Source organism: Streptococcus infantis, from assembly GCF_047464715.1.
Taxonomy (GTDB): Bacteria; Bacillota; Bacilli; order Lactobacillales; family Streptococcaceae; genus Streptococcus; species Streptococcus infantis_S.
The window spans coordinates 56,563-69,819 of record NZ_JASHBJ010000003.1; the positions used below are offsets into that span (position 1 = coordinate 56,563).

The window sequence follows — 13,257 nt, forward strand, 5'->3', positions numbered from 1 at the left end:
TCCTCTAATTCTTAAAAGAAGGTTCGCATGATGTCGTTCCATGTAACGGCGATCATCAAGACAACCATAATCACAACTCCAACTAGAGTAACATAGGTTTCAATTTCTTGTTTCAGTGGTTTGCGGCGAATAGCTTCAATAATATTGAGCACGATTTTCCCACCATCAAGTGCCGGGATAGGAATCAAGTTGAAAATCCCGATATTGATAGAAATCATAGCCAAGAAGAACAAAACATTCTCAAGACCATTTTTAGCAGCATCGCTACTTGCCTTAAAGATTGCAACAGGTCCACCTAACTTATTCAAGTCAGGTTGGAAAATCAAGTTTTTCAAGGCATTGAGAATGCGCAAAGCTGAGTCAGCTGCAGATGTGAATCCACCTACAAACATAGACCAGATATCCGATTTAAGTCTCGGTTGAACACCCAAAATATAACGCCCTTGGCTTTCCTCAGGTGTCACACTGACTTGTTTTTCAGTTCCATTTTCAGAGACTGTCACATCTAAAACAGGTGCTGTTTTATCCTTGGTCTCTGCTTCCACTGCCTGAATCAAATCTTGCCAGTTACTGATTTCGTGTGAACCGACTTTAGTGATTTGAGCCGTATTTTCAAGGCCGACCTTTGCAATCGCGCTATCAGGGATGATACTAAAGTTATTACTTTGTGTATCACGAACGCCGCCCTGCATGAAAATCAAGATCCAGAAGACGATGACTCCTAGGATAAAGTTATTCATGGGGCCTGCAAAGTTGGTAATCAACTTGCCCCAGACAGTTGCATTTTGATATTGAACGTCTAGCGGAGCGATACGAACTTCCGTTCCATCAGATTCCACAATAGTTGCATCATGGTCTACAGAGAACGTTTTTTCCTCTTCCAAGACCAAACCTGTGATAAAGAGTTTATCCTCAAAGTCATATTGGGTTACCTGCATCGGAAGGGCTGTTTGGTCGACTTTCTTACCAGAAAGATTGATACGCTTAACCTTGCCATCTTCGGCTAAAGTCAAACTAACAGGAGTTCCTGTTTTAATCTCTGTGGTATCCTCGCCCCAACCTGCCATGCGGACATAACCACCCAGCGGTAGGAGACGAATCGTGTAAGCTGTACCGTCTTTCCCGATATGGGCAAAGATTTTCGGTCCCATTCCAATGGCAAATTCACGAACCAGAATGCCAGACTTCTTGGCAAAGTAAAAATGTCCGAACTCGTGAACCACCACTATAATTCCAAAAACAAGGATAAAGGTTAGTAATCCTATCATTTAATTTCTGTTCACCTTTCCTTAAAATAAGCCAAAGAGGTGCATAATAGGGAAAACTGCTAGCATAGAATCAAAACGATCCAGTACTCCACCATGGCCTGGGATAAAGAAGCCTGAATCCTTGACTCCAAAATGGCGTTTCATGGCACTTTCAATCAAATCACCCAATTGACCTGCAATACTAAAGAAAATGGCAAAGAGTATCATTTTATAAATGCCATAAGGAAGGGCAACTGTGCTATCCACTAACATAAAGATGAGTGTGACAAGCATAGCAGCTACAATACCACCGAAGGCTCCCTCAATGGATTTGTTAGGTGAGACTCTCGGAGCCAATCTTCTCTTACCGAAATTCATTCCAACGAGATAAGCACCACTATCTGTTGCCCACACGATACAGAGAGCCAGGAGCGCTTTATCCAAGCCAGCGATTCGAGCATCGACTAAAGCGTTGAATCCAAAACCAACATAGAAACTCATGGCGATTGGGTATACAGCATCTTCAATGGTATAATTCTTGCTAAAAACAGTGCAACCTAACATGATAAAAATCACAACACCATATGCGACAACATTCCCATCTACAGGTAAAAATGTCAAGTAGTTTTCTAGGGGGATTGTCAGTGCGAAAGTTGCTAACAAGGTCAGCAAGCCCTCAGGGGTCATGGTATTTAACCCTTTCATCTGAAGCAACTCATGAACCCCTAGCATGGCTAGAAGTCCCATAGCAATCTGTAACCAGAGTCCACCAATCACCAAGAGTGGGATAAAGATTGCTAATGCCAGAGCGGCAAATATGGTTCTCTTTAATAAATCCTTTTTCATAACTTTTCCTAAACTCCTCCAAATCGACGATTGCGGCGATTATACTCTGCAATAGCCTCTTTCAAAGCTTCCTCATCAAAGTCAGGCCACAAAACATCTGTGAAATAAAGTTCACTATAAGCTGCTTGCCAAGGCAAGAAATTGCTCAAACGAAGCTCCCCACTAGTTCGGATAATTAAGTCCGGGTCGCGCAACGTTTTCGGCAAATGTCCAGTGAAGAGGTACTCCCCAATCAACTCTTCTGTAATATCGCCTGGATTCACCTTAGCATCCAAAACATCCTGCGCAATCAACTTGACTGCTTGTGTAATTTCAGCTCGTCCACCGTAATTAAGGGCAAAATTGAGAATCAAGCCGGTATTCAACTTGGTCAACTCTTCCGCCTTTTTCAAAGCTTCAAAAGTCTGTTTCGGCAAACGATTAGTTTCCCCAATCATTTGGATTTTCATGTTCTTTTGGTGCAATTCGGGAACATACTTATCATAAAATTCAACCGGCAGATTCATGATAAACTTGACTTCCTGATCTGGACGTGTCCAATTTTCAGTCGAGAAGGCATAAACTGTCATAGCCTTGACACCCATATCACTAGCAGCAATGGCTACTGTTCTCAGAGCATCCATTCCAGCCTTATGCCCAAAGACACGTGGCTGCATGCGTTTTTTAGCCCAACGACCATTCCCATCCATGATAACTCCGATGTGAGCTGGCACTACCGCTGGTGATTCTGTAACTTTATCTTTTTTTAAAAATCCAAACATGATTGTATTCCTATTCAAAAATCTATCGTTTCATTATACCATATTTTTCGCTTTTCTTCTATCATATTCTCTTATTCTAAGTCGGAATTTCCTATAGAACTCCTATCTTTCTAAACTAACAAGCCTTGCATTTCACAGAGAAAGTTGGTACAATAAAACATAAAGATTAGTCCTTGTTCAATCACAGGGATTTTTTATTGAAAGGATTTTACCATGTCAAAGAAACTACAACGTAAAAAACAATTAAGAAACAACCTTCGTCGTTCAGGTGCGCTTTCAAACGCTGTGAACAAGGTTGTCGAAGAAACAAAAAAAGTTGTGAAGCATGCTGAAAAAGCTGCAAGTGAAGCAGGAAAAGCTGTCTCTAAGCAAGTAGAAAAAACTGTAGAAGCAACTAAAGAACAAGCTCAAAAGGTTACAAGCTCAGTAGAAGAATTCGCAGCCAACCTAGGTGGACTTTCAGTAGATCGCGCTAAAACTTTCTACGATGAAGGAATCAAGTCTGCTGCTGATTTCAAAAACTGGACAGAAAAAGAACTCCTTGCTTTGAAAGGAATCGGTCCAGCTACAATCAAGAAATTAAAAGAAAACGGCATCAAGTTCAAGTAATCTTTCTTGTTCCTTGCTTTTCCGTTAAAAACTTGTTAAAATATAGCCATTAGAGGTGTTTTGAGTCCCACATTTTACAGAAAGTGGCGGAGCTGAGAAGTCCACAAATGTGTCAAAACTGGTTGCTAATGAGTTAAAATTAAAAATTGAAATATAAATCTTTTTGTTTCCTTTTAGGACTAGACAGCGAGTTGCAGGCTGTACTCAAGTACGGCAAGACGAGCTAACGACGTCATAAAAGAGAAACAAGAAGATTAGAGTTGCGGGCTCTGCCCGAAATTGGGTGGTACCGCGGATAAACATATTCGTCCCTGTCAAATTGATGACAGGGGCGATTTTTTTATTGGACCCTAGCAAAAGGAATTTGTCATGAAACAATCTTTTAAAACCAGCAAGCTCTACTTTGGTTTTCCTATCTTCATCTTAGGATATCAGGACCAGAACTTTGGGCACAATATTACGACTTGCAGTTCCTCCTATAGTCTAGGCGATTGGCTAGTCATCGGTGTTGGTGCTGAGGAAAATGCGGCTGACCAGATTAAGCATTATCAACAGTTCACCGTGAACATTCCTGATGAAAGCTTTATGCTGGAGATGGAGCAAGCTGGTTTTATCAGCCATCGGGAGAAGTTGAATCACCTGGGCCTTGACTATGAGATTTCTGAACGGACTCAGGCTCCAATTTTGGAGGCTTGTCCAGTCGTATTGGATTGCCAGGTAGAACGGATTATCGAGGAAGATGGCATCTGCCATATCTTTGCTAAAATTCTCGAGCGACTAGCTGATCCAGAGCTCTTAGATGACAAGGGACATTTTAAAAATGACCGCTTTGCGCCGACTTACTTTATGGGGGACGGCCACCAGCGCGTTTATCGTTATCTGGACGACCGAGTCGATCCCATGGGGAGCTTTATCAAGAAAGCGAGGCAGAAGAATGACAAGAGCAACATTACCTGAACGAATCGAAACGGAGCGTCTGGTCTTACGAGTCCGTACAGTAGCGGATGCTGAGGATATTTATGCCTACGCTAGTCTCCCAGAAGTTTCTTACCCAGCAGGCTTTCCACCTGTCAAGACCTTGAAAGATGAGATTTATTACCTAGAGCATATCCTTCCCGATCGTAATGAAAAGGAAAATCTCCCAGCAGGCTATGGAATTGTGGTCAAAGGGACTGATAAAATCATCGGCTCTGTTGATTTCAACCATCGCCACGAAGATGATGTGCTGGAGATTGGCTATACTTTGCACCCCGACTATTGGGGCCGAGGTTATGTACCAGAAGCGGCGCGTACCTTGATTGACTTAGCTTTTAAAGAATTGGGGCTTCACAAGGTAGAATTGTCTTGCTTTGGCTACAATGTCCAAAGTCAACGAGTCGCTGAGAAGCTTGGTTTCACCCTTGAAGCTCGCATCCGAGACCGCAAAGATGCTCAAGGCAACCGCTGTGATGATTTGAGATACGGCTTGCTGAAGAGTGAGTGGGAGACTCAAGGTCAACATTAAAAATAGAATTAATTAGAAAGGACAAACACATGTCTAAAGAACTTTCACCTAAATACAATCCAGCCGAGGTTGAGGCTGGTCGTTACCAAAAATGGCTTGACGAAGATGTTTTCAAGCCTTCAGGCGATAAAAAGGCTAAGCCCTACTCTATCGTGATTCCACCACCAAACGTAACTGGTAAACTTCACCTTGGTCACGCTTGGGATACAACTTTACAGGATATCATCATCCGTCAAAAACGCATGCAAGGTTTCGACACACTTTGGCTTCCTGGTATGGACCATGCGGGGATTGCGACTCAGGCTAAGGTTGAGGAGCGCTTGCGTGGTGAGGGCATCAGCCGTTATGACCTCGGTCGTGAGAAATTCCTTGACAAAGTCTGGGAATGGAAAGATGAATATGCGACGACTATCAAAGAACAATGGGGCAAGATGGGGCTCTCTGTAGACTACTCTCGTGAGCGTTTCACGCTTGACGAAGGTTTGTCAAAAGCCGTGCGCAAGGTCTTTGTGGATCTATACAAGAAAGGCTGGATCTACCGTGGTGAGTTTATCATCAACTGGGACCCCGCAGCTCGCACAGCTCTTTCTGATATCGAGGTGATCCACAAGGACGTCGAAGGTGCCTTCTACCACATGAACTACATGCTTGAAGATGGCTCACGCGCCCTTGAGGTTGCGACAACTCGTCCGGAGACCATGTTTGGGGACGTTGCGGTTGCGGTCAATCCAGAAGACCCACGCTACAAGGATTTGATTGGTAAAAACGTTATTCTTCCAATCGCTAACAAATTGATTCCAATCGTAGGGGACGAACATGCTGATCCTGAGTTTGGTACTGGTGTCGTGAAAATTACGCCTGCCCACGACCCAAATGACTTCTTGGTTGGTCAACGCCATAACTTGCCACAAGTTAACGTCATGAACGACGACGGAACTATGAACGACTTGGCCTTCGAATTTGCAGGTATGGATCGTTTTGAAGCTCGTAAGGCAGTCGTTGCTAAGTTGGAAGAAATCGGCGCCCTCGTTAAAATCGAAAAACGTGTCCACAGCGTTGGTCACTCAGAGCGTACAGGTGTTGTGGTTGAGCCACGCTTGTCTACACAATGGTTCGTCAAGATGGACCAATTGGCTAAAAATGCTATTGCTAACCAAGACACAGACGATAAGGTAGAATTCTACCCACCTCGTTTCAACGATACCTTCCTTCAATGGATGGAAAATGTCCATGACTGGGTAATCTCTCGTCAGCTCTGGTGGGGTCACCAAATCCCTGCTTGGTACAATGCTGAAGGTGAAATGTACGTCGGCGAAGAAGCACCAGAAGGTGACGGATGGACGCAAGACGAAGACGTCTTGGATACTTGGTTCAGTTCTGCACTTTGGCCATTCTCAACTATGGGCTGGCCTGATGTCGACTCAGAAGACTTCAAACGTTACTTCCCAACTTCAACCTTGGTAACAGGTTACGATATCATCTTCTTCTGGGTGTCTCGTATGATCTTCCAATCATTGGAATTCACAGGACGTCAGCCATTCCAAAACGTGCTTATCCACGGTCTCATTCGTGACGAGCAAGGACGCAAGATGTCGAAATCTCTCGGTAACGGGATTGATCCGATGGATGTCATCGAGAAATATGGTGCCGATGCCCTTCGTTGGTTCCTTTCAAACGGTTCCGCACCAGGGCAAGACGTGCGCTTCTCTTATGAGAAAATGGATGCGTCATGGAACTTTATTAACAAGATCTGGAACATCTCTCGCTACATCCTCATGAACAATGAAGGCTTGACCCTTGAGCAAGCAACGGCCAATGTCGAAAAAGTGGTTAATAAGGAAGCTGGAAACGTCACAGATCGCTGGATTCTCCACAACCTCAATGAAACCATCGGAAAAGTTACTGAAAACTTTGACAAGTTTGAGTTTGGTGTTGCTGGCCACATCCTCTACAACTTCATCTGGGACGAGTTTGCGGACTGGTACGTTGAGTTGACCAAGGAAGTTCTTTATAGCGATAATGAAGAAGAGAAAGTCATCACACGCTCTGTTCTCCTTTATACTTTGGACAAGATCCTTCGTCTCCTTCACCCAATCATGCCATTCGTGACAGAGGAAATCTTTGGACAAATCTCAGAAGGTTCTATCGTTACAGCAGAATACCCTACTGTTAACCCAGCCTTTGAAGACCTTGCGGCTCACACTGGTGTGGAAAGCCTTAAAGACTTGATCCGTGCCGTTCGTAATGCGCGTGCGGAAGTAAACGTAGCACCAAGCAAGCCTATCACCATCCTTGTGAAGACAAGTGATAGCGACTTGGAAGCCTTCTTTAACAGCAATGTTAACTACATCAAACGCTTCACAAATCCAGAACACTTGGAAATCGCATCAAACATCCCTGCACCTGAACTTGCAATGTCAAGCGTCATCACAGGAGCAGAAATCTACTTGCCACTCGCTGACCTCCTCAATGTCGAAGAAGAACTCGCTCGTCTCGACAAGGAACTGGCTAAATGGCAAAAAGAACTGGATATGGTCGGCAAGAAGCTCTCTAACGAACGCTTCGTAGCCAATGCTAAACCAGAAGTCGTCCAAAAAGAACGCGACAAACAAGCTGACTACCAAGCTAAATACGACGCGACCGTTGCGCGTATTGATGAGATGAAGAAGTTGGTGAAATAAATAAAGAAACACGGCGGAATGCCGTGTTTTTTTGGGGAATTGCTGAAACAACTGGGGTTGTAAAGAATAGAATGGATTTATTTGATCCTTATTTTGACATAATCGAAAAGGTTGGTGGCAAAAATCTAAGGGGCGTGTGCGTTTGACTGCCAAAGAATTTGAAAAAACCAAGGAGTTTCAATCGGATTTTATTTTATCCTTGGCTACCAATCTAGATGACATTCCAAAGTTAGTATTAATCGATAATCCATTGAATCATTTTGAATTTAAAAAGAGTATCATAAAGAATGAAGTTATAGAATACAGAAGTCCTGAAGATTTGTATTAGTTCCCTTTAACTTTTCCAATTGAAGGAACGAGAAGTATTGACAGGTCAACGACTCAACGAACTAGAAATCAATGGTAATCGATTGACCAAGTTTAAAAATGGTGAAATCGAGATCGAATTCATCTGGATCGATACCGAAAACCCACCTAGCGATGCCATCGTCTGGGTAGCAAAGAAATAAAAAGTCCGCTGTTTTTTTGTTTTGTGTTTTACAGTTTTTTCTTGACAAGTCTTTCTTTTTTATGGTATCCTTTTATGCAACAAGCGTTGCGCAACAGATGTTGCACGAAAGGAGTCTTATGCCACCCAAAGTTAAATTTAGTAAAGAGGCTATGATTGGGACAGCTTTACAATTGGTGAGAGAAGAGGGAATGGCTAGTTTGACAGCTAGAGCATTAGCGGAGAAACTGGGAGCCACACCGAGAGTCATTTTTGGGCAATTTGCTAATATGTCTGAGTTACAAGCAGAGGTTATTGGTGCTGCGGAAATGGTCGTGGTGGAGTATATTCGCAAGGCCTTAGAAGATGAGAAGCCTTTTCGATCTGTCGGGGTTGCTTATATCCTTTTCGCCTCAAAAGAGCCTCAACTCTTTCAATTGCTTTTCCAAAATCCTAGTAAAGATCCCATTCGTCGCTTTCAAGATTTTCTTCCCATGAAGGATCATAGTTACCAATTGGTTCTGGATTCGATTGTCGCAGACTATCCTTTGACTGTAGAGGAGGCTAGTCGATTGTACCAGCATCTATTTATCTACTCACACGGGATGGCCTCTATGGTTGCTTCTGGTATTTATCAATTCAGCATGGAAGAAGTAATTGGATTACTGACAGAGGTTTGTCAATCGCTCATCAAAGAAATGGTAGGAAAAAAATGATTCAACTAGAAAATATTCACAAAAGTTACGGCCAAACCAAGGTTTTAAAAGGGATTGACTTGCAGATTCAAGAACAGGATAATGTGGTTATCCTCGGCCCTTCTGGATCGGGAAAGTCAACTCTCTTAAACGTGTTATCAGGCTTAGAAAAGGTAGATGAGGGGCATATCCTCATTCAAGGGCAAGATTTATCACAACTCGCGGATGCTCAATTGACAGCCTTTAGACGTGAGAAGATTGCCTTTATTTTCCAGCAGTATTATTTATTGCCTAATCTGACAGTCAAACAGAATGTAAAGATGGGGGCAGACCTGGCAAACAATCATGACTTTTTGCAGATCATAGAAGATTTGGGACTTGGCGATAAGCTAGACAAGTATCCGAGTGAATTGTCGGGTGGGGAACAGCAGAGAGTCTCTATTGCCCGGGCCTTGGCCAAAAAGCCAGAGATTCTTTTCTTAGATGAGCCGACGGGAGCCCTCGATGAAGAAACAGGGCGCAAGATTCTGGACTATATCTGGAAACTGAAGGAAAAGCTCGGCTTTACCCTCATCATGGTGACGCACAACCAAAATATTGCGGATATGGCCAGAACCATCATTCGAGTCAATAGTGGCAAGATTACCGAAGTTGTGACCAATGATCAGCCTCAGACTGCTTATGAGATTGGATGGTAAGCCATGTTTTCAGTAAAAGATATTCGAAAATTAGTTGTCGTCAGCATCATTGGGGCTTGTGCGGTCTTTGTGGCCAATCTCTTCTTAAATTTTTACTTGGACATCGAGCAATTAGAGATTTCGAAAACCAATCCCATGATTCAGACCTACTATGATGCCCAGGTTTCGCTTTCTTGGATGGTGGCCATGGTCAGTGGGGTCGTCTTGTCCTTGACGTCGGTCCTTCTCATGTGTTTTTATATCAAACAATTTGTCGATGACCACAAAGAACAATTAGGAATTTTAAAGGCCTTGGGCTACAGCAATGGCCAGTTAGCTAAACGATTTTGGGCCTTTGGACTGAGTTTTGGTGCCGGAGCGCTTCTTGGCTATTTCGCTTCTTTTCTTATGATGGAGCATTTTTATGACTTTCGTAATGAGAAGGGGATTCTGCCAGAAATCACCATTCATTTTCATTGGCAGCTCTTGCTTGCTTTGGTGATCCTTCCAACGGCATTTTTTATGATTCTCGCGATTAGTTATGCTAGAAGACAACTACAAACGCCGGCTCTTCGCTTATTGAAAAAATCTCCAACACCAATCAAGGTCGAAAGGAGAAAGAGGGCTCCTAAGATAGAAAAAGACTTTCTAAAAGAGCTGTCTTCGTCACTGATTTGGGGAAGAAAATCGATCCTGTTTTTTGTAGTCTTTGGTTCTATGTGTTTTGCGGCCATGGTTCAATTGTCCTTTGGCCTAAGGGACTACACAGATGACATCATCCAAACCATGATGATCATGATTGGCTTGATCCTTTCTTTCTCGATTCTCTTTTTGTCATTGGGGATTGTGGTCTCAGAAAGTCGCGAAACCTTGGCTCTTATGAAGGCATTTGGATACACAGATCGTGAATGCCAAGGGCATATTCTCGCTCCCTATCGTTTTTGGGCTTATCTAGGATTTGTTTTAGGGACGGCTTATCAATACGGTATCATGGAAATCTTGATTGGTATAATCAAAGATACGGTTCCTGAAAAGATTGAGCATCACTTTGATGGGAATGCTTGCTTCTGGACTTTGATCGGTTTTGCTGTGGTTTATGAAAGCCTCTTTTATCTATCCAACAGAAAACTCCAAAAACAAACCATCAAAGAAGTGCTCTTAGCTGAATAAATAGAAAAGGTTGGCTTTCCCAGCCTTTTTCTTTGTGTGGCTTTCACTCCGTCTTGCTCCGTTAAGTGCGAGACGGACTACTAGTCACATAGCACAAAAAATCTCTTAGATTCATTTCTAAGAGATTTTTTTCTTTCTTCTCCCCTCACAACCAGCCTTCTTCTTCGGCAGTTTTGGCTGCTTCGGTTCGGTTGCTGGCGTTGAGTTTGGAGAGGATATTGGTCATGTAATTACGGACGGTACCGTTTGAGAGGTAGAGCTTGTCCGCAATTTCTTGGTTGGAGAGCCCTTGAGCCACTCCATGTAGAACAGCGACTTCCTGCTCGGTCAAGGGATTGGGATGTGTCATCATGACTTCCATCAGCTCTGGAGAATATTCCTTGCGTCCCTCTAACACCGTATGCAGGGTTTGCATAAGCTCGGAGATGCTTCGCTCTTTCAAGACATAGGCGTCGACTCCTGCTTTGACCGCTCGTTCAAAATAGCCTGGACGTTTAAAGGTCGTAACGATAACCACCTTGGTTTCAGGCACTTCTTGTTTGATCCACTCGAGCGCTTCTAGTCCCGTCTTTACTGGCATTTCGACGTCAAGGATGGCAATGTCTACTGTTTCTTTCCCCAAAACCTCAATAGCCTCGGCTCCATTTTTCGCCTGCAAGACGGTCTCCACATCTGGTTGAAAGCTTAAGAGCTGGCACATGGCATCTCTAAGCATACTTTGGTCTTCTGCGATTAATACTTTCATCTACTTTCTCTCCTTATAAGGCAGATGCACGCGCACCTCTGTGGGATCTTTCAAACTGACCAGCTCTACTTGACCTGAGAAGGCTGCTGCACGGTCACGGACTGTATGAAGTTCATTCCCTTTTACATTTGCAAATCCTTTCCCGTCATCTCTAACTGTCAGGACCAATTCCTGATCTGTACGTTCCAGTTTTAGATAGGCTTTTTTAGCTCTGGCATGCTTGATGATATTGGTTGCAAGTTCTAACAAAATCATAGCAGCTGTCGACTCCACATCTTGGGTCAAACTAGCCTTGTCCAACTGATTGTCAACCTCAACTTCAATCCCAGCAATCTCTAGCATCTTTTTGACAGTCTCAAGCTCTGAAGCTAGGGTCCGTGATTTCAGATTTTCCACAATGGTTCGCACTTCATTCATGGAATCCTTGCTGATCTGGTGAATTTCTTTTAATTCCTTTTCCACCTGTGGATAAGCCTCCATCTGAAACAACTGCAAGGCTAAATCTGTCTTGACACTCAGCATCGCAAAGGTATGTCCCAGACTATCATGCAAATCCTGACCGATACGACTACGTTCATTTTCAGCAAGCAATAGATTTATCTGGGCATTTTGCTTGGCCTGAGCTTCTTTCAAATCCTCCACAATACGAATCCGAACCAAGCCAAAAGTCATTAAATCGATAAAAGTGAGAATTCCAAGTAGATAGACTAGAAACTCAACTTCAACTTCCTGAAAAATCAACAGTTGCCCCACAACAAGGACTTGAGCAAGGAGAAAAGTTCGGACATGTAAAGAATTAAAACTACGTACGCCGAAATGATAAATTAAGAGATTGGCAAGGAAAAAGAAGAACCAGATATAATTTACACCAACAAAGGCGGTATACCCAGCTACATAGGCTAGCATGATAATCCAACAGAGCCAGGATAAGCGCTGGCTCTTGGTGGTTAAAACGCCTAAGTAAGCCACTACAAATAGAATATCAATCAATAAATGCCAGCTAGGAATTTCCCCAGTCATTACAGGAACGATGGGAAAAACCATAAAAATCAAACTGGCCCAGTACATATAGTCTATGCTTTTCAGTCTTTCAAGCATTAAGCATTCTCCTTATGACCTTGAAGGTAAATAGTCAAACCAAATAAAACTGCTGAAAAAACAAGTAGATAAACTGTGGCTGATAAATTGATGCCACCCTCGTTTAAGAAGGTTTTGAGCAACTCCATCAACTGATAAGTTGGCAGGCACTTACCGATTGCTTGCATCCAGTCTGGAAATAAAGAGATGGGCATCCAGAGTCCGCCTAAAACAGCCAATCCTAGATAGAGGAGATTGCCCACGACAGACATCAGCTGACTAGACGGTAAGAGTGTCAGGATCAAGCCAAGCGCTACAAAGGCTATACTTCCCGCAATCAGCAAGAGCGCAGCCCCAATCCAGCTTCCTAAAGGCATATCCACACCTCTGACCAAGTGCCCAACTGAGAAAACAACCAGGATTGAAACCAAATAATCAACTATCATACTTGTTATCTTTGATAGATAATATTCTACCATATTTACTGGAGTATGGCGTAATGTTTTCTGCCAGTTGTTTATTTTATCGGTATGTAAAACAACTGGGAATGAAAAGATAGCTGTCGACATCATGGAAAAGGCCGTCATGGAGATAAGGTAGTCGCGCATAAAATTAGCCGGCCCACCTGGTGTATCCTGGTACATGCCTGAAAAGAATAAATAGAAGGCCGTCGGCATCCCTACGGATAATAGATAATAGACTAGTTGTCGTTTGGTCAATAGAAATTCAATCTTGTTTAGTGCGATCCATCGTTTCAT

The 13,257-nt window shown here is 43.1% G+C and carries 14 protein-coding genes and 1 pseudogene; 9 read left to right on the forward strand and 6 right to left on the reverse strand.

Annotated elements, in window-relative coordinates:
• Positions 1-11: 11 nt before the first annotated feature.
• From rseP to QM419_RS06585, 3 genes are read right to left on the reverse strand one after another with little or no spacing between them, the layout of a single operon-like run.
• Entirely contained in the window at positions 12-1,268 is a 1,257-nt protein-coding gene (gene rseP, locus QM419_RS06575) for an RIP metalloprotease RseP (RefSeq protein ID WP_414278279.1), read from the reverse strand.
• A gap of 21 nt (positions 1,269-1,289) precedes the next feature.
• Entirely contained in the window at positions 1,290-2,093 is an 804-nt protein-coding gene (locus QM419_RS06580) for a phosphatidate cytidylyltransferase (RefSeq protein ID WP_414278280.1), read from the reverse strand.
• A gap of 8 nt (positions 2,094-2,101) precedes the next feature.
• Positions 2,102-2,854, reverse strand: a complete 753-nt coding sequence (locus tag QM419_RS06585; RefSeq protein ID WP_414278281.1) for an isoprenyl transferase — start codon at positions 2,852-2,854, stop codon at positions 2,102-2,104.
• Between the two features lie 213 nt (positions 2,855-3,067).
• Here QM419_RS06585 and QM419_RS06590 point away from each other — a divergent pair, with 213 nt between their 5' ends.
• The 9 genes and pseudogenes from QM419_RS06590 to QM419_RS06630 all read left to right on the forward strand — a co-directional run bounded on the left by QM419_RS06590 (position 3,068) and on the right by QM419_RS06630 (position 10,677).
• Positions 3,068-3,463, forward strand: coding sequence for a helix-hairpin-helix domain-containing protein (locus QM419_RS06590; RefSeq protein WP_178894480.1), 396 nt, complete (start codon positions 3,068-3,070; stop codon positions 3,461-3,463).
• Positions 3,464-3,832: 369 nt separating this feature from the next.
• Positions 3,833-4,420, forward strand: coding sequence for a flavin reductase family protein (locus tag QM419_RS06595; protein ID WP_414278282.1), 588 nt, complete (start codon positions 3,833-3,835; stop codon positions 4,418-4,420).
• Positions 4,398-4,967 (forward strand): GNAT family N-acetyltransferase, encoded by a 570-nt coding sequence (locus QM419_RS06600; RefSeq protein ID WP_414278283.1) that lies wholly within the window; start codon positions 4,398-4,400, stop codon positions 4,965-4,967. The genes QM419_RS06595 and QM419_RS06600 overlap by 23 nt, the downstream gene beginning before the upstream one ends.
• 29 nt (positions 4,968-4,996) lie before the next feature.
• Entirely contained in the window at positions 4,997-7,648 is a 2,652-nt protein-coding gene (locus QM419_RS06605) for a valine--tRNA ligase (RefSeq protein ID WP_414278284.1), read from the forward strand.
• A 35-nt stretch (positions 7,649-7,683) separates the two neighbouring features.
• A pseudogene (locus QM419_RS06610) lies at positions 7,684-7,976 on the forward strand (hypothetical protein); the annotation flags it as partial.
• 19 nt (positions 7,977-7,995) lie between these two features.
• Positions 7,996-8,157 (forward strand): hypothetical protein, encoded by a 162-nt coding sequence (locus QM419_RS06615; protein WP_414278285.1) that lies wholly within the window; start codon positions 7,996-7,998, stop codon positions 8,155-8,157.
• Between the two features lie 118 nt (positions 8,158-8,275).
• Positions 8,276-8,851 carry a TetR/AcrR family transcriptional regulator gene (locus QM419_RS06620; protein WP_414278286.1) on the forward strand — a complete coding sequence of 192 codons (576 nt, stop codon included), beginning with the start codon at positions 8,276-8,278 and terminating at the stop codon, positions 8,849-8,851.
• Positions 8,848-9,528 carry an ABC transporter ATP-binding protein gene (locus QM419_RS06625; RefSeq protein ID WP_414278287.1) on the forward strand — a complete coding sequence of 227 codons (681 nt, stop codon included), beginning with the start codon at positions 8,848-8,850 and terminating at the stop codon, positions 9,526-9,528. Before QM419_RS06620 ends, QM419_RS06625 begins: the two co-directional genes overlap by 4 nt.
• A 3-nt stretch (positions 9,529-9,531) precedes the next feature.
• Complete coding sequence (locus QM419_RS06630) at positions 9,532-10,677, forward strand: FtsX-like permease family protein (protein ID WP_414278288.1); 1,146 nt, start codon at positions 9,532-9,534, stop codon at positions 10,675-10,677.
• Positions 10,678-10,822: 145 nt separating this feature from the next.
• On the opposite strand, the gene QM419_RS06635 is transcribed toward QM419_RS06630, so the two are convergent.
• From QM419_RS06635 to QM419_RS06645, 3 genes are read right to left on the reverse strand one after another with little or no spacing between them, the layout of a single operon-like run.
• A complete protein-coding gene (locus tag QM419_RS06635; protein ID WP_414272831.1) occupies positions 10,823-11,422 on the reverse strand; it encodes a response regulator transcription factor in 600 nt (199 codons plus the stop codon).
• On the reverse strand, positions 11,423-12,520 hold the full coding sequence (locus QM419_RS06640; protein ID WP_414278289.1) for a sensor histidine kinase: 1,098 nt from the start codon (positions 12,518-12,520) through the stop codon (positions 11,423-11,425). It abuts the gene before it with no gap.
• Complete coding sequence (locus QM419_RS06645) at positions 12,520-13,257, reverse strand: ABC transporter permease (RefSeq protein ID WP_025168753.1); 738 nt, start codon at positions 13,255-13,257, stop codon at positions 12,520-12,522. The genes QM419_RS06640 and QM419_RS06645 overlap by 1 nt, the downstream gene beginning before the upstream one ends.